Annotated in this window: 28 protein-coding genes; all 28 read left to right on the top strand. The window is 38.1% G+C overall.

Annotation, left to right across the window (positions count from 1 at the left end; all coding sequences use genetic code 11):
• Positions 1–19 precede the first annotated feature (19 nt).
• The 28 genes from codY (at position 20) to ABH968_RS04530 (ending at position 25,039) form a co-directional block, all read left to right on the top strand.
• Positions 20–799, top strand: coding sequence for a GTP-sensing pleiotropic transcriptional regulator CodY (gene codY, locus ABH968_RS04665; RefSeq protein WP_370042872.1), 780 nt, complete (start codon positions 20–22; stop codon positions 797–799).
• Positions 800–2,073: 1,274 nt separating this feature from the next.
• Positions 2,074–2,466: a flagellar basal body rod protein FlgB gene (gene flgB / locus ABH968_RS04660; protein WP_370042871.1), complete on the top strand. Its 393-nt coding sequence runs from the start codon at positions 2,074–2,076 to the stop codon at positions 2,464–2,466.
• Between the two features lie 3 nt (positions 2,467–2,469).
• Positions 2,470–2,931 (top strand): flagellar basal body rod protein FlgC, encoded by a 462-nt coding sequence (gene flgC, locus ABH968_RS04655; RefSeq protein WP_370042870.1) that lies wholly within the window; start codon positions 2,470–2,472, stop codon positions 2,929–2,931.
• 23 nt (positions 2,932–2,954) lie between these two features.
• Entirely contained in the window at positions 2,955–3,260 is a 306-nt protein-coding gene (gene fliE, locus ABH968_RS04650; protein ID WP_370042869.1) for a flagellar hook-basal body complex protein FliE, read from the top strand.
• A 361-nt stretch (positions 3,261–3,621) separates the two neighbouring features.
• Entirely contained in the window at positions 3,622–5,214 is a 1,593-nt protein-coding gene (gene fliF, locus ABH968_RS04645) for a flagellar basal-body MS-ring/collar protein FliF (protein ID WP_370042868.1), read from the top strand.
• A 15-nt stretch (positions 5,215–5,229) separates the two neighbouring features.
• Positions 5,230–6,243 carry a flagellar motor switch protein FliG gene (fliG, locus tag ABH968_RS04640; protein WP_053594207.1) on the top strand — a complete coding sequence of 338 codons (1,014 nt, stop codon included), beginning with the start codon at positions 5,230–5,232 and terminating at the stop codon, positions 6,241–6,243.
• Positions 6,236–7,024 (top strand): flagellar assembly protein FliH, encoded by a 789-nt coding sequence (gene fliH, locus ABH968_RS04635; protein WP_370042867.1) that lies wholly within the window; start codon positions 6,236–6,238, stop codon positions 7,022–7,024. The genes fliG and fliH overlap by 8 nt, the downstream gene beginning before the upstream one ends.
• 5 nt (positions 7,025–7,029) lie before the next feature.
• The gene (gene fliI, locus ABH968_RS04630) at positions 7,030–8,355 is read left to right on the top strand and encodes a flagellar protein export ATPase FliI (RefSeq protein WP_053483299.1); all 1,326 of its coding nucleotides are present in this window, start codon (positions 7,030–7,032) and stop codon (positions 8,353–8,355) included.
• 1 nt (position 8,356) lies between these two features.
• Entirely contained in the window at positions 8,357–8,806 is a 450-nt protein-coding gene (fliJ, locus tag ABH968_RS04625) for a flagellar export protein FliJ (protein WP_370042866.1), read from the top strand.
• Between the two features lie 4 nt (positions 8,807–8,810).
• A complete protein-coding gene (locus tag ABH968_RS04620) occupies positions 8,811–9,419 on the top strand; it encodes a MotE family protein (RefSeq protein ID WP_370042865.1) in 609 nt (202 codons plus the stop codon).
• A gap of 23 nt (positions 9,420–9,442) precedes the next feature.
• Complete coding sequence (locus tag ABH968_RS04615; RefSeq protein ID WP_370042864.1) at positions 9,443–10,732, top strand: flagellar hook-length control protein FliK; 1,290 nt, start codon at positions 9,443–9,445, stop codon at positions 10,730–10,732.
• 2 nt (positions 10,733–10,734) lie between these two features.
• On the top strand, positions 10,735–11,415 hold the full coding sequence (gene flgD / locus ABH968_RS04610; RefSeq protein ID WP_370042863.1) for a flagellar hook assembly protein FlgD: 681 nt from the start codon (positions 10,735–10,737) through the stop codon (positions 11,413–11,415).
• A 15-nt stretch (positions 11,416–11,430) separates the two neighbouring features.
• On the top strand, positions 11,431–11,802 hold the full coding sequence (locus ABH968_RS04605; RefSeq protein ID WP_370042923.1) for a TIGR02530 family flagellar biosynthesis protein: 372 nt from the start codon (positions 11,431–11,433) through the stop codon (positions 11,800–11,802).
• Positions 11,803–11,879: 77 nt separating this feature from the next.
• On the top strand, positions 11,880–12,848 hold the full coding sequence (flgG, locus tag ABH968_RS04600; protein WP_370042862.1) for a flagellar basal body rod protein FlgG: 969 nt from the start codon (positions 11,880–11,882) through the stop codon (positions 12,846–12,848).
• Between the two features lie 153 nt (positions 12,849–13,001).
• On the top strand, positions 13,002–13,223 hold the full coding sequence (locus ABH968_RS04595) for a flagellar FlbD family protein (RefSeq protein WP_049668748.1): 222 nt from the start codon (positions 13,002–13,004) through the stop codon (positions 13,221–13,223).
• Positions 13,213–13,644, top strand: coding sequence for a flagellar basal body-associated protein FliL (gene fliL / locus ABH968_RS04590; RefSeq protein WP_370042861.1), 432 nt, complete (start codon positions 13,213–13,215; stop codon positions 13,642–13,644). The genes ABH968_RS04595 and fliL overlap by 11 nt, the downstream gene beginning before the upstream one ends.
• Before the next feature lie 31 nt (positions 13,645–13,675).
• Entirely contained in the window at positions 13,676–14,671 is a 996-nt protein-coding gene (fliM, locus tag ABH968_RS04585; RefSeq protein ID WP_370042860.1) for a flagellar motor switch protein FliM, read from the top strand.
• Positions 14,664–15,884, top strand: coding sequence for a flagellar motor switch phosphatase FliY (gene fliY, locus ABH968_RS04580; RefSeq protein WP_370042859.1), 1,221 nt, complete (start codon positions 14,664–14,666; stop codon positions 15,882–15,884). The genes fliM and fliY overlap by 8 nt, the downstream gene beginning before the upstream one ends.
• A 21-nt stretch (positions 15,885–15,905) precedes the next feature.
• Positions 15,906–16,268 carry a response regulator gene (locus tag ABH968_RS04575; RefSeq protein ID WP_079560469.1) on the top strand — a complete coding sequence of 121 codons (363 nt, stop codon included), beginning with the start codon at positions 15,906–15,908 and terminating at the stop codon, positions 16,266–16,268.
• A 4-nt stretch (positions 16,269–16,272) separates the two neighbouring features.
• Positions 16,273–16,947 carry a flagellar biosynthetic protein FliO gene (locus ABH968_RS04570; RefSeq protein ID WP_370042858.1) on the top strand — a complete coding sequence of 225 codons (675 nt, stop codon included), beginning with the start codon at positions 16,273–16,275 and terminating at the stop codon, positions 16,945–16,947.
• On the top strand, positions 16,944–17,609 hold the full coding sequence (gene fliP / locus ABH968_RS04565; RefSeq protein WP_370042857.1) for a flagellar type III secretion system pore protein FliP: 666 nt from the start codon (positions 16,944–16,946) through the stop codon (positions 17,607–17,609). Before ABH968_RS04570 ends, fliP begins: the two co-directional genes overlap by 4 nt.
• Before the next feature lie 13 nt (positions 17,610–17,622).
• Positions 17,623–17,892, top strand: a complete 270-nt coding sequence (gene fliQ / locus ABH968_RS04560; RefSeq protein WP_079560472.1) for a flagellar biosynthesis protein FliQ — start codon at positions 17,623–17,625, stop codon at positions 17,890–17,892.
• Positions 17,893–17,896: 4 nt separating this feature from the next.
• Positions 17,897–18,673: a flagellar biosynthetic protein FliR gene (gene fliR, locus ABH968_RS04555; RefSeq protein WP_370042856.1), complete on the top strand. Its 777-nt coding sequence runs from the start codon at positions 17,897–17,899 to the stop codon at positions 18,671–18,673.
• A 1-nt stretch (position 18,674) separates the two neighbouring features.
• Positions 18,675–19,763 carry a flagellar biosynthesis protein FlhB gene (flhB, locus tag ABH968_RS04550; RefSeq protein ID WP_370042855.1) on the top strand — a complete coding sequence of 363 codons (1,089 nt, stop codon included), beginning with the start codon at positions 18,675–18,677 and terminating at the stop codon, positions 19,761–19,763.
• A gap of 22 nt (positions 19,764–19,785) precedes the next feature.
• Entirely contained in the window at positions 19,786–21,819 is a 2,034-nt protein-coding gene (gene flhA / locus ABH968_RS04545; protein WP_370042854.1) for a flagellar biosynthesis protein FlhA, read from the top strand.
• On the top strand, positions 21,816–23,012 hold the full coding sequence (gene flhF, locus ABH968_RS04540; protein WP_370042853.1) for a flagellar biosynthesis GTPase FlhF: 1,197 nt from the start codon (positions 21,816–21,818) through the stop codon (positions 23,010–23,012). The genes flhA and flhF overlap by 4 nt, the downstream gene beginning before the upstream one ends.
• Positions 23,009–23,884: a MinD/ParA family protein gene (locus ABH968_RS04535; RefSeq protein ID WP_370042852.1), complete on the top strand. Its 876-nt coding sequence runs from the start codon at positions 23,009–23,011 to the stop codon at positions 23,882–23,884. The genes flhF and ABH968_RS04535 overlap by 4 nt, the downstream gene beginning before the upstream one ends.
• Entirely contained in the window at positions 23,885–25,039 is a 1,155-nt protein-coding gene (locus ABH968_RS04530; RefSeq protein WP_370042851.1) for a protein-glutamate methylesterase/protein-glutamine glutaminase, read from the top strand.
• Positions 25,040–25,044 lie beyond the last annotated feature (5 nt).

Raw genomic sequence — 25,044 nt, 5'->3', positions numbered from 1 at the left:
TTTATAGGAGGAACATATAATGAATTTATTAGAAAAAACACGTAAAATTAACTCGATGCTTCAAGCATCTGCTGGTAAGCCAGTAAACTTTAAAGAAATGGCAGATACATTAGGAGATATTATAGACAGTAATGTTTATATTGTAAGCCGTAAAGGGAAGCTTTTAGGCATTTCAATTCACCAACAAATTGAAAATGAACGTATGAAAAAGATGTTCGAAGAGCGTCAATTCCCAGAAGAATATACACATAGCTTGTTTACAATTTCTGAAACATCTTCAAACTTAGATATTCATGACGAACATACTGCTTTCCCAGTTGAAAACAAAGAGTTATTCCAAAATGCATTAACAACGATTGTACCGATTGTTGGTGGTGGTGAGCGTCTAGGTACATTAATTCTTGCTCGTTTATCTTCACAATTCGAGGATGATGATTTAATTTTAGCTGAGTATGGTGCAACAGTAGTTGGTATGGAAATTTTACGTGAGAAATCTGAGGAAATTGAAGAGGAAGCCCGTAGCAAAGCTGTTGTACAAATGGCAATTAACTCTCTTTCATACAGTGAGTTAGAGGCTATTGAACATATCTTTGAAGAGCTTGACGGACATGAAGGCTTACTTGTTGCTTCTAAAATTGCAGACCGAGTTGGCATTACACGTTCAGTGATCGTAAACGCATTACGTAAACTAGAATCTGCAGGTGTAATCGAATCTCGCTCTCTAGGTATGAAAGGTACTTACATTAAAGTGCTAAACGATAAATTCTTAAATGCATTAGCTGAAATTAAAATGAAATAATATAAAACGTCCTTTATGGAACGGTGTAAGGCATCTGGAATAATATTGTTCCAGATGCCTTTTAACTTCTTTCAGCGGCTTTCCAAACATCCACTGAAATAGAAGAACTCAGTCTAAGAACGCCACGTCCTGTGTCAACGACTGAGTGACCAACATCACGTTGGCCCAAAGCCTCCGGCGGATGTCACGGAAATCGGAAAGGAGTGCTTAGAGGATGTTAGCCTAAAATCATCGCATCCATGCGATAACGGCTAACTGACCTGCATCGGTAAAAACGCCACGTCCTGTGGCATTGCCGAAATGACCGACATCGTGTCGGCCCTCGTGCAGGCCTAAGCACAAAGCCGATTCCGGACGCAATTATGCCGAGGCATAATTGATAGTGTGTTGAAAAACAAAATGGCGAAGGAAATCTTTATGAATACTGTGGCCCTTTTATTTCCGTTCCAGGTTGCTCACTTTCCTCTGACGAGCGCAGAGGCGCTTCCTCGTTTTTTGTCGCTACGTTAGCATTGTGCTTTCACACGTAAAACCCCTAAAAAAGCGCTCAGTCGGTACGGCTATTTCCCCCCTTCGTTTGCGTGAAAGGTTATACTTTAGATACCTAAATTTCATAGGTAACATGTAGGCAGCTGGAATATTTGTGTTTCAGCTGCCTTTTTGAACTCTTTCATAATTCGATGAGAATTCGACAAAATTTTCAGCTGATTGACATTGCATCTAATTATGTCAAACTATGATATAGTACTAAATAGTGGGGAGAATCATCTATGTTTTATTCTTTTTCTTCATCTCCTGTAGGTAAGATTTCAACCATCATAGACGCTATTATTATTGCTTTCTCCCTAGATTAGATTTTTAGAATACACATTACTTATTGCATAAATCAAGAAAACAGATACTCCTATTGTTACTTATAAGACAGTCTAGAATCGCTATTCAGAATTTTTTGCCATATTTTAAGCTCAACTATAAGTAGTAAAAAGGAACTCTAATTTAGACACTGTGTCTACTGTTGTTTTGTTAATAAAAGGAAAAAAACCAATCCCAAAACCGTAAACACTGTTGGAATAGTGTAAATTGACTAGAAGTGAGTTTGGTTGCTTGAAGCCATGCGGCGCAAGGGGTACAGAAGTATTGTCCTGGTTATTTGTGAATAAAAATAGGGCATATATACTACTAGAAAATGACAAAAGACAATAGACACTACGTATCATCTTAATTACAATTGTATTATTGGATAAAATAAGAAGTACATAAATGAGGTGAATGTTTTGGATTTGTTTGGAGGAACTATTAGTAGCCTGGAAAACGGACTTTCCTATGCAACTTTGAATCATAAAACGATCGCTAATAACATTGCGAATGTCGATACGCCGAACTATAAGGCGAAAAGTGTAAGTTTTAAAGATATGTTGGAGAAAGAACAACAAATGTCAATTTCGGCATATCGTACTGATAGTAGACATTATGATTTCGAGATTCGACAATCTACGCCTGGTGTGAATAATATTAATGGCTTACGTTATCGAAATAACGGTAATGGCGTGGATATGGATGCTGAACAGGCGAAGCTTGCGGAAAATCAAATTTATTACAACGCATTAATTGAACGTATGAACGGTAAATTAAATACATTAAATACTGTTATTAAAGGAGGTAGGTAATAGATGTCTATTTTTCATGGAATGAATACCACTGCCTCAGCTTTAACGGCACAGCGTTTACGAATGGATGTCATTTCTTCAAATATGACAAACATGGATTCAACGCGTGCTAAACAAGTGAATGGGCAGTGGGAACCATATCGCCGGAAGTCTGTGACATTAACAGCGCAAGAGGGACAGTTTTCAAAGTTCTTTAATGTCGCACTTGGTAAAAACGCAAAAAGTGTCGTTGGTAACGGCGTAAAAGTTACACAAATAAAAGAAGATACAGAAACACCTTTCAAACTTGTGTATGATCCAACTCATCCCGATGCGAATGCAGATGGCTATGTAAATATGCCAAATGTAGATCCATTAAAAGAAATGGTAGATTTAATGTCAGCCACTCGTTCCTACGAGGCAAACGTAACTGTATTGAATGCAAATAAATCCATGCTGACAAAGGCTTTAGAGATTGGAAGATAAATAAGAAGAAAGGAAGATACATAATGATAATTTCGTCCGTTTCACAAATGACACCTATGCAGGTTGTAAATGAAACAAATAAACTTAACACGACACCTTATGAAGCACAACAGAGCTTTGCGAACTCGTTAAAAGAAGCAATATCGAAAGTTAATGATCAACAAATTACTTCTGACAATCTTACTCAAAAGTTAATTAATGGTGGGGATGTAGAGTTGCACGAAGTGATGATTGCATCACAAAAGGCGAGCATTACATTAAATGCAACAATTGAAGTTCGCAATAAGGTGATTGAAGCTTACCAAGAAATAATGCGAATGAGTGTCTAACTTTATTTGAACTAGTGATACATTCACTATTGCAGTAAAGAATATATCCCATAATTTATACTTTATTTTAATGAACGATTGATGTGGAGGCTAGGTGACTCCTTAGGGGTCATGTTACAGATAATACCCAGTAGCGAGACAATAGAGAAATGAAGGTTAAAAGCATCACGTCCTGTGATAATACCTTCGTGACCAACATCCTGATGGCCCCAAGCGGCTCATCGGACGCCCCCAGGAAAGCGCCCAGTCGGAACGGAAATCAACCCATTATGGTGATAATAATGATTGAATGTTATGGGATATCACTGTTTTCGCGAATTATTAGATGGATAGGTTATTCACTATAACCGGAGGATTCATAATGAATGAACGATTGACGAAAATAAAAAACGACACCAGCCAATTTTGGACAAGTCGCAGTAAAAAACAAAAAATTGTGATGATTGGTTCAGTATTAGGGATTATAGCACTTGCTACCGTTATTACAATTTTTGCTACAAAAACTACATATGTACCACTTTATAAGGATTTATCGACAAGAGAAATCGGACAAGTGAAGGAAGCGCTAGACACCCAAGGTGTAAAGTATGAAATTGCACCGGGAGGGACATCGATTTCAGTACCTGAAGAACAAGTAGATTCATTGTTAGTGCAGATGGCATCGGAAGGATATCCGCAATCAGGATCGATTGATTACTCTTTTGCCAATAGCTCTGGGTTTGGTATGACAGATAATGAGTTCAATCTATTAAAAAAAGCAGCGACTGAAACAGAAATTGCAAAGCTTATTAAAAATCTAGATGGTGTAAAAGATGCAAAGGTAATGATTAACGTTCCTGAAGAGGGCGTTTTCTTAAAAGATGTAAAAGAAGAAGCGACAGCATCTATTGTTTTGAACACAGACCCTGGCTATAAATTTACAGAGCAACAAATTGCCACTATGTACAACTTAGTAGCAAAAAGTATTCCGAATTTAAACACAGATAACATTGTTATTTCTAACCAATTCTCCGAGTACTTTGATCTGCATGCCGCAACTGCTGATGGTACTTCAACAACGACAGCAGAAGGTCAGTTACAAGCGAAGAAATTGGTTGAGCGTGACCTACAACGTCAAGTTCAAAATATGCTAGGTACGCTTATGGGACAAGACAAAGTAATAGTTTCTGTGACAACAGACATTGATTTCAAAAAGGAAAATCGTGAAGAAAACCTAGTTTTGCCGGTTGACGAAGAGAATATGGCAGGAATAGAGATTAGTGCTCAACGTATTACAGATCAATATTCTGGTACAGGAGCAGCAGCCACTGGTACACCTGAAGCTGAAACGACGACAGATAACTTCACAACTTATAACGAAGGTGCAATGGGTAATGGAGAATCCGAACATACTGAAGAAACAATTAATAGTGAAGTAAATCGTATACGCAAAGATATCCAAGAGGCACCATATAAAATTAAAGATATGGGGATCCAAGTAATTGTTGAACCACCGACAGGAACTGACACGGGAACGTTACCAAACGGGGTTCAAGAGGATATCCAGAAAATTTTAAGTACTATTGTTCGTACGACGATTTCTAAAGATGTAACAGCTGAACTTACTCAACAGCAAATCGACGAAAAAGTAGCAGTTTCAGTGCATCCTTTAAATGGTAAAGCGACAGAGACAGCTAGCGAAAAATCTGTTATTCCATGGTGGGTTTGGGTAATCGGCGGCATATTACTAGCTGTAATATTATTGCTTGCATTCTTTATTATCCGTTCACGTAAACGTGCGCAGGAAGAAGAAGAACTTAGTATCCTAGATGAACAAGAAGAACTAATGATTGAAGATATTAATGAAGAAATTGAAACGGAAGCTACAATGCGTCGTAAGCAGCTTGAAAAAATGGCAAAAGATAAGCCAGACGATTTTGCGAAGTTACTGCGTAGTTGGATTGCGGAAGACTAACTAGGAGGTTCGACTGTGTCCAAGAAAGATAAAGAATTAACCGGAAAACAAAAGGCCGCTCTCTTGTTAATTTCATTAGGGCCTGAGGTTTCAGCTTCTGTCTATAAACATTTAACAGAAGAGGAAATTGAACGTTTAACATTAGAGATTTCAAGCGTTAAAAAAGTAGAAGCAAATGTTAAAGAAGAAATTATTGAAGAATTCCACAATATTGCACTTGCGCAAGATTATATTACACAGGGTGGTATTGGTTACGCGAAGACAGTATTGGAGAAAGCACTTGGTGTAGAACAGGCGCAAACAATTATTAATCGTCTAACATCTTCTTTACAAGTGCGTCCCTTTGACTTTGCACGTAGAGCTGATCCAGCACAAATTTTTAACTTTATTCAAAATGAACATCCACAAACAATTGCCCTTATTCTATCTTATTTAGAGGCAGGGCAAGCGGGCGTTATTTTATCTTCATTGCCACAGGAAGTACAGGCTGATATTGCTAAACGTATAGCCGTAATGGAATCAACTTCACCAGAAGTTATTAGTGAAATTGAATCTGTTTTAGAGCGTAAATTATCATCAACTGTTACACAGGATTACACGGAAACGGGTGGCATTGATGCAGTTGTTGAAGTGTTAAATGGTGTAGACCGACAAACGGAAAAAACGATTCTCGATGCACTCGAAATTCAAGATCCAGAGCTTGCAGAAGAAATCAAAAAACGTATGTTTGTATTCGAGGATATTGTTACGCTCGACAACCGCTCGATTCAACGTGTTATTCGTGATTGTGAAAATGAAGACTTACTGCTTTCAATGAAGGTTTCAAGCGAAGAAGTAAAAGATATTATTTTCCGCAATATGTCACAACGTATGGCTGAGACATTTAAGGAAGAAATGGAAATTATGGGACCTGTACGTCTGCGTGATGTAGAGGAAGCGCAATCTCGAATTGTTGCGGTTATTCGTCGCTTAGAGGATGCTGGTGAGATTATTATTGCACGTGGTGGAGGAGATGACGTCATTGTCTAGAATCATCCGTTCTGTATATACACAGTCCAATGGCGATCATGTCAAAAAGATTCAAATTCGTGACATGTTTGAGATGCAAGAGGTAGAAAACGGAGAAATTCCACCTCAAAAACAAATTACTATCGAAGAAGTGCTAGAAGAGCGCGATCGTTTACTTGCAGAGGCTAGAGCTACTATACAAGCTGAACGTGAGGCTTATGAACAAGAGAAGCAAATGTTCTTTCAGGAAATTGAACATTTAAAGCAAGGTTGGGAAGAAGAACGACCTAATCGAGTGCAAGGAGCGTATGATGAAGGATTTGGTCAAGGTTATGAGGATGGGACAAACAAAGCTAATGAAGCGATGGCCCAATCTCTCCAAACGGCCAATGAAATAATTATTCATGCGGGGGAGAATGCTCGAAAATATATTGAAGATCAGGAATCGATTGTTTTAGAGCTAGGCTTAACAGCAGCAGAGCGAATTATTGATGCATCTTTAGAGCGAGACAATGAATTATTTGTTTCAATCGTTCGTAGAGGACTTAAAGAAGCGAGAGAAATGAAAGAAATAAAAATTTATGTTGCACCTATCTACTATGCACTCATTACTGCCAATCGAGATGAACTAGCTGAAATGTTCCCAACTGACGTACCATTTATGATTTTTGTAAATGAGGATTTAGAAAATGAAACAGATTGCTATATTGAAACAAATCATGGCCGTATTGTTGTAAGTATTGATGAGCAATTAAACGAACTAAGATTGAAGCTATATGAAATATTAGAAAGTAAGGAATGATCTAGATGAAAACGGCTCAATTAATCGAACAAATTCCTCAAATACCAACCTTTAAAAAATTTGGTAGAGTAACTAGAGTTGTCGGCTTAATGATTGAGTCGCAAGGTCCAGATAGTTCCATTGGTGATGTTTGTAAAATTCATGTGGAAACTTCCAAAAACGGCCATCAAATCATCTTAGCAGAGGTTGTAGGCTTCAAAGATGAAATTGTTGTCTTAATGCCTTTTACCTCTCTTCGAGAAATATCAATTGGCTGCCTAGTCGAAGGTACAGGGGCACCACTTGAGGTAAAAGTAGGTCCCGAGCTAATTGGTAAAGTACTTGATTCCATGGGAAATCCAATAGATGGAACTGTATTACCGAAAGGATTAATGTCAGTTCCGACAGAGCAGGACCCACCGAATCCGCTAACACGCCCACCTATTAATGAAAGACTTGAAGTAGGTGTTAAAGCAATTGATGGCATGTTAACAGTTGGTAATGGACAACGTGTTGGTATTTTCGCTGGTTCTGGGGTCGGGAAAAGTACATTGCTCGGTATGATTGCGCGAAATACCCAAGCGGATTTAAACGTAATCGCGCTAATTGGAGAGCGTGGTCGTGAGGTTCGTGAGTTTATAGAGCGTGATTTAGGACCAGAGGGTTTAAGTCGATCTATAGTTGTTGCTGCCACTTCTGATCAGCCTGCATTAATGCGAATTAAAGGAGCCTTTACCGCAACAGCAATTGCCGAATATTTTAGAAACCGTGGCTTAAATGTCATGTTGATGATGGACTCTGTGACCCGTGTTGCTATGGCACAGCGTGAAATCGGTCTTGCGACAGGTGAACCACCAGCTCAAAAAGGATACACACCATCTGTATTTGCGATTTTACCTAAACTATTAGAACGCACAGGCACTAATGAGAAAGGCTCTATTACTGCCTTTTATACAGTATTAGTAGATGGTGATGATATGAATGAGCCAATTGCAGATACTGTGCGAGGGATTTTAGATGGTCATATAGTCCTTGATCGAAACCTTGCCAATAAAGGTCAATATCCAGCTATTAATGTATTAAAAAGCGTCAGCCGTTTGATGAATCATGTGGCAGAGCCAGAGCACAAAAAGGCTGCAGAACGATTAAGGGAGCTCTATTATACATATGACAAGTCAGAGGATCTAATTAATATCGGTGCCTATAAGAAAGGAACATCAAAAGAAATTGATGAAGCAATTTACTATGAACCTCTCATTACCGCATATTTAAAGCAGGGCTATTTAGATAAAGTGACCCTTGTGGAAAGTATGAATGAGTTAATTTCATTATCGAACGGTGGTGGAAACTAGGGTGGTCAGCTATATATATCGTTTTGAAAAAGTGTTAACCATTCGAGAACAGGAAAAAAATGAAACTGAAATTGCCTATAAAGAATCTGTACGTTCTTTTGAAGACGTGGCAAATAAGCTATATGATTTGTTAAAAAAGAAAGAAGATTTATTAGAGTTTCAGCAGGAGCGTTTAGCTGTAGGTTCATCAATAGAGGAGATTCATCACTATGCACGATTTATTGATAGCCTCGAAAAAACAATTGTTGATGTACAGCAGAAAGTTGTTCAAGCGCGTGCAAAAATGAATTGGCACGAAGAAAAATTATTAGAAAAAAACTTGGAAGTACGTAAATTTGAAAAAATGCGAGAAAAAGATTTTAAGGAATTTCAGCAAGAGCAGGATCGTATCGAAGGCATTTTTTTAGATGAGATTTCATTGCTTACGTATAACAAGAGAGAAATCAGGTGATTTCATGGCAAAAAAAGACAATCGACTTAAAACGGAATTAGTAGAACAACCGCCTAAACGTAAATCAGGTGGCATTCGAAAGTTTTTTACTTGGTTTGTAATACCTATCATGTTTGTGGCGGCAGTTCTACTTGTTGTTGCAACCCTAATGAATACGAATGTCTTTAATTTAGGGAAGAAGGCAATTGAAAGCTTACCATTCGTTCCTTCGGAAGAACAACAAGCAAAAGATGCTGTAGTTAATAATGATTCGAAGGTTGTAAATTTACAGGCTGAAGTACAAGAAAAAGATGCGGAAATCGTACAGTTGCAAAAGAAAATGGATACGGCAACAACTGAAAAAGAAAAGTTAACGACAGAAAATGAACAGCTGAAATTTGAAATTGAAAAATTAAATAGGGAGCAAAGTGACGTAAAGCGTGACTTTACTGATATTTTAAAAACATTTGATAAGATGTCCCCTAAAGCAGCAGCGCCAGTTCTTATTAAAATGAGCGATACTGAAGCACTCCGTATTTTAACAAACTTAAAACCGGATAAATTAGCAGCGATTCTAGAAAAAATGAATCCACAAGATGCAGCGAAATATACAGAAATGATGGCTAAACAATAAGAAAATCTGAAAGGAGGTGAAACATGATGGATGTGGCGATGATGCAAATGATGTCTAAGGCGATACCAACTAAAACAGCGGCTACAAAACCTGCAACACCAGGCGATTCCAATGTTAAAGCAAATGGACCGTCGAACCAAGAGAATTTAGCAACGTTTGGGTCTGTTTTTGGACAAATTATTTCTTCTTCAAATCAAATGCAGCAGCCTACACAGTCAACTGATACAAAAGATACTTCTGATGTAGCAGCAGTTTTAAACGCTGAATCTATAGAAGACGTACTAGATTTATTAGATATTCCACACGACGATGGCTTGTTAATGCTGCAAATTGGTGACGAAGGCAAAGCTGTTTCTATAGATGAAATGTTAAATCTTGATAACTTAATGGATGCATTGGGGATTGATACCGAGCAACTTCAAAAGTTAGTACAACAGTTGCTAGGAGAAGATAAAGAAGCAAGAGATGTATGGGAGCTTTTAGCAATAGTAGACGCTCAGGCACCAATGCTTCAAACACAAGTCGTGGCAGCTTTACAGGGTGAAGGACAAGTGACTCCAAAGGAAGTAGCGCCATTACTTCAAGTGTTAAAGTTAGCACAATTAGTTGGGCAAAAAACGGACTTAACAGCATCACAAGAAAACTTGCTAACTGACATAAAAAGTCTTTTAACAACGATACAAACACAAGTAGAGACGACTCAATCTGAACAGCAAGTAACAACTAAAACAACCGTAACGCTTCCGTTGCAAGGCTTCCAGAAAGTAGTTCAACAAGTTCAGGTTACAAAGCAGACAGACACAAGTGCTAATGAAATGGTGACTTCTAATACAGTCCAAACAAAAGCAGACACGTTCCAAGTGACACTGCCAGCGGCAAAACCAGCACAGTCTGAGGCATTTTTAAAAGAGATGCAAGCAATCATCAATAAAGCTCAAATCTCGAATGTACAAGGTATAACACGCTTAACATTGAAATTGTATCCTGAAAATCTAGGAACAATACGTATCGAACTTGTGCAAAATGACGGTGTCCTCACAGCCCGTCTGCTAGCTTCGACAGCTCATGGACGTGAATTACTTGATAGTCAGGCACATCAATTAAAGCAAGCCTTTGTTCAGCAAAATATTCAAGTTGATCGTCTCGATATTGCCCAATCATTGCAAGACGCAGATCGCCAACAACGCGACCAAAGCTTCTTCAATAATTTCTTTAAGCAACAACAGCAAGATGAGCAGGAGCAAAAAAACGACGATGAAGATGAAGATGAAGGTAAATCGTTTAGTGATTATTTAATAAGTAAGGAGGTGTAAGGATGGCAGATGCAACGACTAATACAAAACCAGTAAATACAAATGTAACGGATGAACTTTATTATTCCAATTATAAGAAGCCAACGAAGCAGACGGGTAATAGTGAACTTGGTAAGGATGCCTTTCTTCAATTATTAATTGCGCAATTGTCACATCAGGATCCAACAAATCCAATGGACGACCGAGAATTCATTTCTCAAATGGCACAATTCTCTTCTTTAGAACAAATGCAAAATATGACAAAAGCGATGCAATCATTACTTGCCTCACAGCAACAAACACAACTTATGAGTTATACAACATTTGTTGGTAAGGAAGTACAATGGCACGAGGTAACAGATAAGCTAGACGAAAAAAACAAACCTATTATTAATGAAGGAACAGGCACAATTAAATCGGTGAAGTTTGTAGATGATGAACCGGTGTTTGTACTAACTGATGGTAAGGAATTAACTCCTCGTAATATCTCAGCTATTTTAGGCGGTTCAAGTGAAAATGTAGTAACAGAATCTCCACTTGTACAAGCAAGCAAACTAATTGGTAAAAATGTTACGTATATGGACGGCGAGCAAGAACTACAAGGACGTATCGTTTCTGTAACGAATAAAGATGGCGTAATTCATTATGTCTTAGACAATGACAAAAAATTAACAGATAAAGAATTTACCGTAATCAGCGAATAAAGGTGGAGAAGAATGATGGATAAGTTTTCAATTCATCGTGTACCATTGCATCCATCTATTCGCCAGACACAACCTAAGCCAATAAACACACAGCAATCGTTTAAAGCTCATTTACAAGAAGCTACCAATCAACAAGAGTTAAAAGTGAGCAAGCATGCGCATGAACGTATTATGGAGCGTAAGATAGCGATTTCTGAACAGGAATGGCAGGTTGTATCGGACAAGGTATTTGAAGCACACTCAAAAGGTGTCAAACAACCATTAGTCTTGATGGATCAAGCAGCTTTAATTGTCAGCGCTAAAAACGCAACTGTCATTACAGCAATGGACCGCACGGAAGCAAAGCAGCAAATATTTACAAATATTGATGGCACAATTGTGCTTTAAGGGCTGGACCTTTGAAAGGAAGCCTAAGTGTGCTGATTGATAGAGGCACACAATATAAATGAAGGGAGAACGACATTATGTTACGTTCTATGTATTCAGGTATTTCAGGTCTTAAAAACTTCCAAGTAAAGCTAGACGTTATTGGTAATAATATTGCTAACGTTAATACAGTTGGTTTTAAAAAAGGGCGTGTTAATTTTAAAGATTTAATGTCTCAAACACAAGCAGGCGCATCTGGGGCTACTCCAACACGTGGAGGTGTAAACCCAAAACAAGTAGGTTTAGGTTCACAATTAGCTGCTATCGATACTATCCACGGTGGTGGATCCATACAGAATACAGGTCGTGGACTAGATTTAGCTATTGAAGGCGATGGTTTCTTTATGGTGGCTAATGCTAATGGCGCTCCGGACGCAGATTCTGGCTTTATTGGTGAAGAAGGTTTCAATAACACGTTATTTACACGTAATGGTATTTTCTACATGGATAGCAATGGCTACTTAGTAAATGCTGATGGGAAATATTTAGTTGGTGTAACGGCTGGAGAAGAGCTTGTTACCGAGAAGGATGATACAGGTATTTCAGAGGAGGATGCACCAAAAGCATCTGGGGATGAAGGTGCTAATTTATTTGATGCTGATGGAGTATTAACACCTGATGATGGTACTGTAGGACCTATTCGTATCCCGACAACAGCTAAAGAGGTGAATATTGGACCTGATGGTAATATTACTTATCAAGATTTAAATGGTGATCTGCAGTGGGCTGGGCAGTTGATAATGGCTAAATTCCCGAACGCTGGTGGCCTTGCTAAAACAGGGGGCAATTACTATCAACAAACTACAAACTCGGGTACAGCATATGCACAAGTTGCTACAGTAGCAGGTATGGGTCAAGTTGTTGCGGGATCGGTAGAAATGTCTAACGTAGACCTTTCAGAAGAGTTCACTGAAATGATTGTGGCGCAACGTGGTTTCCAAGCAAATACACGTATTATCACGACTTCTGATGAAATTCTTCAAGAGCTTGTGAATTTAAAACGCTAGATTTTAATAAGTAGATTTTAGTATGAGATGTATACTTAATATGGTCATACAGGTAAAGAAAGAATGCCAGTTAAGAAGTGCTCAAAACTAAAAACATAATTTCATATGAGGGAGGGTCGGGCCGGCTCTCGTGCTAGACCCGGCCCTATTTCAATGATTGAACTAACACGTTTAAATGGCAAAGCATTTACATTGAATGCTTTATACATAGAAACGGTCGAATCTTTTCCAGATACGACCATTACATTAACGACTGGAACCAAAATCATTGTTTTACAAAGTGAAGATGAGGTGCGACAAAAGGTAACAGCCTTTTATAAAAATATACAAATACTATCAAACCCGCATCTACGAGGTGAAGAAGATGAAGAATAACAAAATGTTAACGATGATTATCATCGTACTAGTAGCAATCATACTTATCGGGGGTATTTGCTTTGTATTGTTTACCCAATTTAATAAGCCGGCAAAGTCTCTTGAGCCAACTATTGATGAAATCGTAGAAGCTTCTGTTGAAATTCCGGAAATTACAACAAATCTAGCTGATAACAAAATTGTACGCTTTTCGTTAAAAATTCAAACATCAAGTAAAGATGCTGCTGCAGAATTAACGAAGCGTGATTTCCAAGTGAAAAATATTGTTATTGAAGAGCTTTCCGAAATGGAACAAAAAGATTTAGAAGGTAAGCAAGGGAAACAAGTTTTCCAAAAAGCATTAAAAACAAAAATTAATGAATTGATGCAAGAGGGAGAAATTCAGGAAGTTTATTTTACCTCCTTCATCACTACCCAATAAAACAGAAACTGCTTGAAATGGAGGTGGGCAAATGGCAGGAGATGTGTTATCTCAATCCGAGATAGATGCGCTGCTTTCCGCAATATCAACTGGGGAAATGTCAGCGGACGACATAAAAAAAGAGGACGAGGGGCGCAAGGTTAAAGTGTATGACTTTAAACGAGCACTACGTTTCTCAAAAGATCAAATCCGAAGTTTGACCCGAATACATGAAAATTTTGCACGATTACTGACAACTTTCTTTTCTGCACAGCTGAGAAGCTATGTGCAGATTACTGTTGCATCAGTAGACCAAATACCATTTGAAGAGTTTGTACGTTCGATTCCGAATATGACACTCATTAATGTGTTTGAAGTGCCGCCATTAGATGGTAATATATTGATGGAAATAAATCCGAACATTGCCTACTCGATGTTAGATCGTTTAATGGGCGGTAGTGGGGCGAGTCATAGTAATGTAGATAACTTAACAGAAATAGAAACTAAAATTATGACAAACCTTTTTGAACGTTCATTCGACAATTTACGCGAGGCGTGGGAAAATGTTGCGGAAATAGATCCGATTTTAGTAGAGCTTGAGGTCAACCCTCAATTTTTACAAATGATTTCACCAAATGAAACGGTTGTCGTTATTTCCTTAAACACGATCATCGGTGAGACAAGCGGTATGATTAATATTTGTATTCCGCATGTTGTATTGGAGCCAATTGTTCCAAATCTTTCTGTTCGCTACTGGATGCAGACAAATACAAAAGAGATGTCTCCAGAGCAAACAAAAATGCTTGAAACACGTGTGAAACAAGCACAACTACCTGTTTCCGTTGAACTAGGTATTACAGACATTACCATTGAGGATTTCCTCACAATGCAAGTTGGGGATGTCATTCAATTAGAACAAAAAATTGAAGATCCACTACTATTAAAAGTTGGAACATTACCGAAATTTACAGTTCAACCAGGAAAGCAAGGCAAAAAATTAGCAATCCAGATTATCGACCCTTTGAAAGGAGGAGACGAAGATGAGTGATGAAATGCTCTCCCAAGAAGAAATTGAAGCGTTATTAAGGGGCGAGACGTTGGAAGATAAAAACAGCGACACTGAAGCTTCAACAAATGAGGATATTAATGATTTAAAAGTAGAGGATTACCTCGATTCGTTTGCCCAAGATGCGTTAGGTGAGGTAGGAAATATATCTTTTGGTAGCTCTGCCACAGCCCTTTCAGCGTTATTAGGTCAAAAAGTAGATATTACTACCCCAAGTATTTCAATGATTAACCGTAATAAATTAGAAGAGGAATTTCCTCATCCTTATGTAGCCGTACAGGTTGAATATACAATCGGGCTAACAGGTATGAATTTACTTGTTATTAAGCAATCCGATGCAGCGATTATTGCTGATTTAATGTTAGGTGGAGATGGCTTAAATCCGAAACCAGACTTAGGTGAAATTCAGCTAAGTGCCGTTCAAGAAGCTATGAATCAGATGATGGGTTCTGCAGCCACTTCAATGTCGACAGTATTTAATAAAAAAGTGGATATTTCTCCACCTACTATTGATTTAATGAATATTTCTCAAAACGAAGGACGAGAAAATATTCCTGAAGATGATTTACTCGTAAAAGTATCCTTCAGATTGAAAATTGGTAATTTAATTGATTCGAATCTAATGCAATTATTACCGCTGAAATTTAGCCAAAACATTGTAAAATCTCTATTAGGAGAAACGGAATCAATCGAGGAACCTGTGGCTGCAACAATAGCACCTGAAGCGCCAGTAGCGCCGACGCCTGTGCAACCACAAGCACCTGTAACACCACCGCCTGCGCAGCCAGTATATCAACAGCAGGTAGCGCCTGTGCAGCAACCAATGTATCAAGAGCAACAACAGATTCCACAAGCAACAAGACCTATTCAACCGGTCAATGTTCAACAAGCACAGTTTGCTAGTTTTGATCCAAATGTTATCTCGCAATCTGAAGCTAGAAATTTAAATATGCTACTTGATATTCCATTGCAAGTTACTGTAGAGTTAGGACGTACAAAGCGTTCTGTAAAAGAGATATTAGAACTATCTAGTGGTTCGATTATTGAATTAGATAAATTAGCTGGTGAACCAGTTGATATTTTAGTTAATAGCCGTTTAATCGCTAAAGGTGAAGTCGTTGTTATTGATGAAAACTTCGGTGTCCGTATTACAGATGTTTTAAGTCAAGCAGAGCGTTTAAATAATTTAAGATAGTTTCAATTGGAGGAGTTAACCATGTCTAAAAGAATTTTGATTGTAGACGATGCTGCATTCATGCGCATGATGATCAAGGATATTTTATCGAAAAATGGATTTGAAGTTGTTGGAGAGGCAGCTGATGGTTTACAAGCTGTTGAAAAGTACAACGAATTAAAGCCAGATTTAGTAACAATGGATATTACGATGCCAGAAATGGACGGTATTGCTGCTCTTAAAGCAATCAAGGGTTCACATCCAAATGCAACTGTAATTATGTGTTCAGCAATGGGACAACAAGCAATGGTAATCGATGCAATTCAAGCTGGAGCGAAAGACTTTATTGTTAAACCTTTCCAAGCTGATCGTGTAATTGAAGCGATTCAAAAAGCTCTAGGATGATCGAATGAAAATGTTAAAATCATTTCGTCAAACGATGATTTTCGCATTTCTTGTATCCTTCCTGTTTTTGTACCCTACAACTACTGCTGTGTATGCAGACTCTAACGCGAATTATGTAAACGACTGCATCACTAAAGGAGATTGTAAAGAAGATAATGCTCCAGCTGCTAAGCAAGATTCAGATCTACAAGCAGCTGGAGACATATCTACATGGGAATACATAAAAATGGTTTTGGCGCTTATTTTTGTTGTAGCTTTATTTTATGGGTTAATGAAGTTTTTAAATAAAAGAAATTTAAACTTTCAACGTAATCAATTAGTACAAAATTTAGGCGGTTTATCGTTAGGTGCTCAAAAGTCAGTACAACTATTACAAGTAGGTAAAACACTTTATTTAGTGGGGATCGGTGAGGATGTCCAACTATTACGTGAAATAACTGATCCTGATGAAGTTGCAGCACTTTTAGCACTTTATAATGAACGACAAGAACTTGCAACAACATCACCGTATATTGCAGAAGTATTATCTAAGTTTAAGAGAAAAAATAATGAGAGTTCACCAGCACAGCAAAAACAAGGCTCTTTTGGTGAGCTATTTGAAAAAAAGATTTCCGAAATTAAACAGGAGCGCAGTGAAGAACTGGGGAAATGGAAGCAAAAGGAGAATGATGATAAATGAATGATGTAATCAGTGTTTTTTCCAACAGCGATCCGACTAATGTCTCAAGCGCTGTAAAGCTTCTCTTGTTGTTAACAGTTCTATCACTGGCACCGAGTATTTTAATTTTGATGACATCGTTTACACGCATTGTTATAGTGCTTTCGTTTGTTCGTACTGCGTTGGCGACACAGCAAATGCCACCAAACCAAGTCATTGTAGGTCTTGCCTTGTTTTTAACTTTCTTTATCATGGCCCCAACATTTCAAGAGGTCAATAAAGAGGCATTGCAGCCATTATTTTCTGAGAAAATCGGAATTGAAGAAGCGTATGATCGTGCCAGTGTGCCGTTTAAAGAGTTTATGAGTAAGCATACAAGACAAAAAGATCTTGATTTATTTTTAAAGTATAATAAGGCAGAAAAGCCAGCATCTGTAGAAGAAATTCCTCTTACAATGTTAGTACCTGCTTACGCATTGAGTGAGCTTAAAACAGCGTTTCAAATTGGCTTTATGATTTTTATTCCATTCCTAGTAATCGACATGATTGTCGCAAGTACTCTAATGTCGATGGGGATGATGATGTTACCACCGGTTATGATTTCATTGCCGTTTAAGATTTTATTATTTGTACTCGTTGATGGTTGGTATCTTGTGATGAAATCACTACTACAAAGTTTTTAGGGGATGATACAGTATGACAGGTGAATTGGTTATTTCAATTGCAGAGCGTGCCATTATGATTATCCTTCTAACAAGCGGTCCGCTACTATTAGTTGCTTTAATCACTGGTTTAGCGGTAAGTATTTTTCAGGCAACAACATCAATTCAAGAGCAAACTTTAGCATTCGTTCCAAAAATCATCGCTGTATTTGCAGCCATCGTATTTTTCGGTCCTTGGATGTTATCACAAGTGACTAGCTATGCGAGAGATATTTTTGAGAATTTAACGCGTTATATAGGGTGAGTAGATGAATGAATTAATCCCGCATTTTACGATTTTCTTATTAGTACTTGTGCGCGTATCGGCATTTTTCGTCACGGTGCCTTTTTTCTCGTACAGAACGATTCCGCCACAAGTTAAAATAACTCTCGCATTAGTTTTAGCTTGGATGATGTACTACACGATTGACGTCGAACCATTTGTATTTAATGGTGATTACATACTTTTAGTGATGAAAGAAGCGCTCATTGGGCTGTTACTTGGTCTAGTTGCTTATATCATCATGTCGGCAATTCAAATTGCCGGAAGCTTTATAGATTTTCAGATGGGTTTTGCCATTGCCAACATTATTGACCCGCAAACAGGCGCACAAAGTCCATTGATAGGACAATTTTTTAATTCGCTAGCATTACTGTTCCTTCTAGCTATAAATGGACATCATATGATTCTCGATGGAATTTATTATAGTTATCAATTCTTACCGATGAATCAAGGATTTCCTAATTTCGCAAATGACAATTATATCGAGTTTATCATCACAACATTTACGGCTGTTTTTGCGATTGCCTTTCAAATGGCTGCTCCTGTTGTAGCAACTTTATTTTTAGTTGATTTAGCACTAGGAATCACAGCGAAAACTGTACCACAATTAAATATTTTTGTTGTCGGTTTTCCTATTAAAATAGGCGTTAGTTTTCTAGTGTTGTTCACAATGATGGCTGTAATGATTCAAGTTATTCAAAAGCTTCTTTCAATTATGATTTATGCTATGCGTGATTTTATGGCTATTTTAGGTGGTGGGTAAAATGTTGCTACTACTGGATTTAGATTTACAGTATTTTGCGGGAGAAAAAACGGAAAAGGCGACGCCTAAAAAACGACAAGATGCTCGAAAAAAAGGTCAGGTTGTCAAAAGTCAGGATATTTCCAGTGCAATTGTCATGCTCATGGTATTTATCTTTTTATTCTTCTTTGCAGGTTCACTGCGAGACGATCTTTTAGCTTTTTTCAGGCAAACTTTTATTCATAACATACGCGTAGAAACATTAACAATTGATAGTGTGATGCGCCTATTTACAGAAACGTTAGTGCAAATGGCTTTTATTATTGTCCCAATAATGGGAATTGCATTTGTTGGAGCGTTGGCAGGGAACTTCCTACAGTTCGGTTTCCTATTTACATTAGAGCCGATGAAGTTTGATTTAAAAAAGATGGACCCGATTAAAGGGTTGAAAAAAATATTTTCTGTTAAAGCCATTATAGAGCTTCTCAAGTCAGTATTAAAGATTGGCTTCATAGGTGGCGTTACGACAATTATCGTTTGGACGAATTTGCCGGAAGTTTTGGCGTTATCCTTTAAAAGCCCATGGATGACTCTTATTACAGTGGGTAAGCTTGTTGGTATCATGGGGATTGCTGCTTCTCTCGTCTTACTATGTGTATCCCTTTTAGACTGGATGTATCAAAAACATGATTACGAAAAAAATCTTAAAATGTCTAAGCAAGACATTAAAGATGAATATAAAAATAGTGAGGGCGATCCGCTGATAAAATCGAAAATCAAACAACGCCAACGCGAAATGGCGATGCGTCGAATGATGTCAGAGATTCCAAACGCCGATGTTGTCATAACAAACCCAACTCACTATGCGATTGCCATCAAATATGATGAGGAAAGTATGGATGCCCCACGCATCGTTGCTAAGGGTACAGACTTTATCGCTCAAAAAATTAAACTGATTGCGAAAGAACATGATGTAGTAATGGTTGAAAATAGGCCATTAGCACGAGCAATGTACGATCAAGTAGAGATTGGCGATCAAGTACCAGAAGAGTTTTTCAAAGCAATAGCAGAAGTGCTTGCTTATGTTTATCGAATTAAGCGGAAAATTTAAAGCTTTTTTAGGAGGGACACAAATGAAAGTTCGCGATATAGGGGTTTTAGGTGCGGTTATTTTAATCGTTGCGATGCTCATCATTCCTCTTCCTCCGTGGATGTTAAGTTTCTTAATCGTCATTAATATTACATTAGGATTAATAGTACTGTTAACAGCAATGAGTATGAAGGAAGCGTTAGACTTTTCTATTTTCCCCTCAGTTATTTTATTGTTAACTTTGTTCCGACTCGGACTGAGCGTTTCTACAACACGTGCCATTTTAGCCAAAGGTGATGCTGGTGCTGTTGTTGAAACGTTTGGTGATTTTGTAGTCGGCGGGAATGTACTAGTTGGTTTAGTTGTATTCTTAATTCTTGTGTTAATTCAGTTTATCGTTATTACAAAAGGAGCGGAGCGTGTAGCTGAAGTAGCAGCACGTTTCACACTGGATGCGATGCCGGGTAAACAAATGAGTATTGATGCTGATTTAAATGCAGGAATTATTTCTGAACGGGAAGCACGTGAACGACGCGAAAAAGTAGCGGGTGAAGCGGACTTCTATGGAGCGATGGATGGTGCCACAAAGTTCGTAAAAGGGGATGCCATTGCCTCAATGGTCATGGTTATTATCAACTTATTATTTGGTATCATCATCGGTGTTGTGCAGATGGGTCTTCCGTTTGCAGATGCAGCAAATCATTTTTCTAAGTTAACGGTTGGGGATGGTATTGTCTCGCAAATTCCTGCGCTACTTATCTCTACAGCGACAGGGATTGTTGTAACACGGGCATCCTCTAAAGGTAGCCTGGGTGAAGATATTACAGGACAGTTATTTGCTCAAGCAAAACTGCTTTATGTAGCGGGTGGAACAATACTTTTACTTGGATTTTTCACACCTATACCTCTCTGGATAACAATTCCAATTGGTGGTTCACTAATTGCTGGTGCTTATATGATGGATCATAAAAAACCAGAGGATGAAGAAGAATTACTTGAAATTGAGGAAGAAGTGGCAACAGACGGCATGAAGAGCCCTGAAAACGTTGTGAATTTATTAAATGTGGACCCAATCGAGTTTGAATTTGGCTATGGTTTAATACCGTTAGTAGATGCTGCTCAAGGCGGCGATTTATTAGATCGAGTCATTATGATACGTCGACAGTTAGCATTAGAATTAGGGATTGTCATTCCGGTTGTCCGTATTCGCGATAATATTCAATTACAACCAAATGAATACCGAATTAAAATAAAGGGTAACGAAATGGCACGTGGGGAACTTCTGCTTGATCATTATTTAGCAATGAGTCCAGGAGATGATGATTCCATCGAAGGAATTGACACAGTTGAACCGTCATTTGGTTTACCTGCAAAATGGATTACTGAGCAAGTTAAAGAGGATGCCGAAATGTTCGGCTACACAGTTGTTGACCCACCGAGCGTTGTGTCGACTCACTTAACGGAAATGATTCGTGCAAATGCTTATGAATTACTCGGTCGTCAAGAGACGAAGCAGTTAATTGATCATTTACGTGAAACGCATCCAATTTTAGTTGAAGAGTTGACGCCTACACCGTTATCGACTGGGGAAATTCAAAAAGTACTGGGTAAACTTCTACGAGAAAATGTTTCTGTCCGAAACTTACCAATTATTTTCGAGACGCTAGCAGACTATGCAAAATTAACGAGCGATACCGATGTATTAACTGAGTATGTCCGTCAATCATTGGCACGTCAGATTACTTCTCAATACGTAGGGGACAGCACATCATTAAAGGTCATAACTGTTTCGGGTAGAGTAGAGAAGATGATTGCTGATAGTATTCAACAAACTGATCACGGAAATTACTTAGCGATGGATCCACAAGATTCTCAAACTGTCTTGGAGACTATTGCTGCAGAAGTAGAACGCGTTTCCTTTATGGAACAATCTGCTATTATATTATGCTCTCCAGCAGTTCGTATGTATTTACGTCAACTAACGGAGCGTTATTTCCCGCAAATTCCAGTTCTATCATACAATGAACTTGATGCTACAGTTGAAATTCAAAGTGTTGGGGTGGTGAATGTTGAATGAAAATGAAAAAATATTATGCATCCTCCATACCAGAAGCGATGAAGCTTGTGCGTGCTGAATTAGGTGAGGACGCTGTCATCTTGAATTCAAAAGTAGTAATTACAAAAAAGTTTTTTGGAATCATTAAAAAGAAAAGTTTTGAGGTTGTTGCAGGGATTGATTCAATGGAGCCAAGTAATGCGGCTCCAGCACCTGCAGTTTTACCTATAACAACATCTAAAAAAGAAAATGTAAGGTTACAAGAGATTACGAATGCTGTGCAAGCTAAAGTACACCCAGTACAGCCACAGAATGATGCGCCCTTACATGAGGAAACTGGCATTTCTGAAGATTTGAGGAAGGAAATTGCAGATTTAAAATCTTTAATGCATTCCATGCATAAGAAGACTATCCAAGATCAATATCCCGATGAACTCTTACCCTTCATTGAATACTTAAGACAGCAGGAGCTAAGTGAGGAGCTCATCACAACGATTGGTGATGAGCTTTTTACGCATTTCAAAGAAGCGTCAGAAATCAATTTCTCTCAATGTAAGATGATTACGAAAAATTTATTGCGCAAAGAGCTGGAGGATCTCCCAGTGGGGGGCCTATCCTATGAAAAAAAATATATTAATGTTTTAGGTCCAACAGGTGTCGGAAAGACTACGACCATTGCTAAAATGGCAGCTAGAGCAGTTTTAGAAAAAAAGAAAAAAATAGGATTTATCACGACAGATACTTACCGTATTGCCGCAATTGAGCAATTAAAAACGTATGCTGGACTGTTGCAGGCTCCTGTCGAAATTGCCTATAATGCAACAGATTTTGAACAAGCAATCCACCGATTGGCCCATTTAGATTTAGTGTTTATAGATACAGCAGGCCGCAATTATAAAGAGGTAAAATATGTAGACGATTTACAGCGTCTCATAAAATTTGATGATCAAGCAGAGTCCTTCTTAGTACTTGCTATGACAACGAAAGAAAAGGACATGGCAAACATAGTAGAGCAATTTAAGCAATTACCAGTTGAAAAATTCATTTTTACAAAGATTGATGAAACAAATTCTATTGGCACAATGATTAATTTAATGATTAAATATAATAAAGGACTTGCTTACTACACGAATGGTCAAGAAGTACCAGAAGATATTGAAGAAGCTGATCTAGAAGCAGTACTAAATTTATTTTTTCAAGGTGAAGAAAAATGAGAGACCAAGCTGAAACATTACGCTTGAAAATGTTGGGGCAGCAGGGCGAATTAGGTAGGGCAATTGCGGTTGTAAGCGGCAAAGGTGGGGTTGGTAAAAGTAACTTCTCTATGAATTTTGCAACTACATTGGCCAATAAAGGGAAAAAAGTTGTCATCGTTGATATGGATATTGGTATGGGCAATATCAATATTTTAATTGGAAAAAATGTTTCTTATAGTTTAAAAGATTACTTGGAAGGAAATAAGTTACTAGATGAGGTAATATTTGAAGGTCCTTGCGATTTAAAGTATATTTCAGGTGGGTCTGGTATGTCGGGCGTCTTAGAATGGTCAGAGGAACTGTTTGAACGACTCATTCATGCATTTGAGCAGCTTCAAAAAAACTTTGATTACATCTTCTTTGATATGGGAGCAGGGGCTACTAGCTGGTCATTAGACTTGCTAGCCTCAATAGATGAAATCATTGTTTTATCAACAGCTGAGCCAACTTCTATAACAGATGCATATTCAATGATGAAATACATTCATATGCGAGATACGGACAAGCAGTTTTATATACTCTGTAACCGTGCTTATAGTAAAGAAGAAGGACTGGAAACCACTGAACGCCTAAAGCGTACGATGAAACGTTTTTTGGACAAAGAGGTTACGATATTAGGCTCATTACCTGAAGATTCTGTTGTGCGTAAGGCTGTGCGAGAGCAAGTACCTTTTTCACTTGCCTATCCAGACGCACTTATTACAAAGACACTTCAACTTATAGTGGCGCGTTTTATGGAACACCGTGCGGAGGAAGTTCATGCACATGATCAGTCAGCGGGTAAATTCTTAACTAAATTAAGAAGTATTTTTTCGAAAGGACGTGATTAATTGGACTTTTTACATAAAAGCAAGCTATTAGTTGTTGATGATTCTGCTTTTATGAGAAAGCTAATTAGTGACTTTTTTGTTGACAACTCGAAGGTTGAAGTAGTTGGAACAGCACGAAATGGGAAAGATGCGATAAAAAAGATTCAATCATTGCAGCCAACAGTTGTGACAATGGATATTGAGATGCCTGAAATGAATGGGCTTGATGCTTTAAAAGAAATTATGACTATATGTCCAGTACCTGTTGTTATGCTCTCTAGTACTACTCAACGAGGAGCAGAAAATGCCTTATCAGCAATTGAATTTGGGGCAGTAGATTTTGTCGCGAAGCCTAGTGGAACGATTTCTCTTGATTTACATAAAATCCAAACCGAACTTGTCCACAAGGTTGAACAAGCATCATTGGTACCTATTTCAAAATTAAAGAAACCTTCTGGTAGTAAAAGACAACAAGAACAGACATTAAAAGCGAGTACCATTAGAAGAGAATCACTTAGTGAAGGTAGAGTGACTCCTCCTGTCAATGTTTTTCCGACAAGAGCAGAACTATCAAAGCCATATGTGGAATGGAGTAAAGTAGGTCGGAAAATTGTACTGATAGGTACTTCCACTGGCGGACCTAGAGCATTACAAGAAGTAATTACAAAAATCCCGAAATCAATTCAAGCACCAATTTTAATTGTCCAGCATATGCCAGCAGGATTTACAAAATCTCTTGCTACTCGTCTGGATCAATTGAGTGAGATTACGGTAAAGGAAGCTGAGCAAGGAGATATTCTCCAAAACGGAGTGGCGTATATTGCACCTGGTGGGTATCATTTAAAACTTAGAAAAGTAGGTACCTCCTTTGGCATAGTCCTTGATAATAATGAACCACCTAGATCTGGACATCGCCCTTCTGTAGATGTGATGTTTGAAGATGTGAGTCAATTTACAGATTTTGATAAAGTGGCAGTTATTATGACAGGTATGGGCCATGACGGCTCTAACGGACTAAAAGCACTAAAAAGTACTGGAAATGTGATGGCAATCGCTGAGTCAGCCGAAACTTGTATAGTGTATGGTATGCCGAAAGCAGCAGTGGAAACGCAACTTGTCGATGAAGTAGCAGATGTAGATGATATTGCACAAACAATAATGAAATATTTGCCTTAAAGGGG

Source organism: Lysinibacillus sp. RC79 (assembly GCF_041262405.1).
Taxonomy (GTDB): domain Bacteria; phylum Bacillota; class Bacilli; order Bacillales_A; family Planococcaceae; genus Lysinibacillus.
Note: the sequence above shows the minus strand (reverse complement) of the source record. Positions and strands in the feature narration are given on the sequence as shown.

Bases quoted from the DNA above. Each gene is read 5' to 3' on its own strand.
- ABH968_RS04595 (WP_049668748.1), top strand. From the start codon at position 13,002: ATGATTGAACTAACACGTTTAAATGGCAAAGCATTTACATTGAATGCT.
- fliM (WP_370042860.1), top strand. From the start codon at position 13,676: ATGGCAGGAGATGTGTTATCTCAATCCGAGATAGATGCGCTGCTTTCC.
- flgG (WP_370042862.1), top strand. From the start codon at position 11,880: ATGTTACGTTCTATGTATTCAGGTATTTCAGGTCTTAAAAACTTCCAA.
- fliP (WP_370042857.1), top strand. From the start codon at position 16,944: ATGAATGATGTAATCAGTGTTTTTTCCAACAGCGATCCGACTAATGTC.
- fliQ (WP_079560472.1), top strand. From the start codon at position 17,623: ATGACAGGTGAATTGGTTATTTCAATTGCAGAGCGTGCCATTATGATT.
- ABH968_RS04570 (WP_370042858.1), top strand. From the start codon at position 16,273: ATGAAAATGTTAAAATCATTTCGTCAAACGATGATTTTCGCATTTCTT.
- ABH968_RS04615 (WP_370042864.1), top strand. From the start codon at position 9,443: ATGATGGATGTGGCGATGATGCAAATGATGTCTAAGGCGATACCAACT.
- fliR (WP_370042856.1), top strand. From the start codon at position 17,897: ATGAATGAATTAATCCCGCATTTTACGATTTTCTTATTAGTACTTGTG.
- ABH968_RS04605 (WP_370042923.1), top strand. From the start codon at position 11,431: ATGGATAAGTTTTCAATTCATCGTGTACCATTGCATCCATCTATTCGC.
- flhB (WP_370042855.1), top strand. From the start codon at position 18,675: ATGTTGCTACTACTGGATTTAGATTTACAGTATTTTGCGGGAGAAAAA.
- flhA (WP_370042854.1), top strand. From the start codon at position 19,786: ATGAAAGTTCGCGATATAGGGGTTTTAGGTGCGGTTATTTTAATCGTT.
- fliE (WP_370042869.1), top strand. From the start codon at position 2,955: ATGATAATTTCGTCCGTTTCACAAATGACACCTATGCAGGTTGTAAAT.
- ABH968_RS04620 (WP_370042865.1), top strand. From the start codon at position 8,811: ATGGCAAAAAAAGACAATCGACTTAAAACGGAATTAGTAGAACAACCG.
- ABH968_RS04575 (WP_079560469.1), top strand. From the start codon at position 15,906: ATGTCTAAAAGAATTTTGATTGTAGACGATGCTGCATTCATGCGCATG.
- flgD (WP_370042863.1), top strand. From the start codon at position 10,735: ATGGCAGATGCAACGACTAATACAAAACCAGTAAATACAAATGTAACG.
- fliI (WP_053483299.1), top strand. From the start codon at position 7,030: ATGAAAACGGCTCAATTAATCGAACAAATTCCTCAAATACCAACCTTT.
- fliF (WP_370042868.1), top strand. From the start codon at position 3,622: ATGAATGAACGATTGACGAAAATAAAAAACGACACCAGCCAATTTTGG.
- ABH968_RS04535 (WP_370042852.1), top strand. From the start codon at position 23,009: ATGAGAGACCAAGCTGAAACATTACGCTTGAAAATGTTGGGGCAGCAG.
- flhF (WP_370042853.1), top strand. From the start codon at position 21,816: ATGAAAATGAAAAAATATTATGCATCCTCCATACCAGAAGCGATGAAG.
- codY (WP_370042872.1), top strand. From the start codon at position 20: ATGAATTTATTAGAAAAAACACGTAAAATTAACTCGATGCTTCAAGCA.
- flgC (WP_370042870.1), top strand. From the start codon at position 2,470: ATGTCTATTTTTCATGGAATGAATACCACTGCCTCAGCTTTAACGGCA.
- fliL (WP_370042861.1), top strand. From the start codon at position 13,213: ATGAAGAATAACAAAATGTTAACGATGATTATCATCGTACTAGTAGCA.
- fliY (WP_370042859.1), top strand. From the start codon at position 14,664: ATGAGTGATGAAATGCTCTCCCAAGAAGAAATTGAAGCGTTATTAAGG.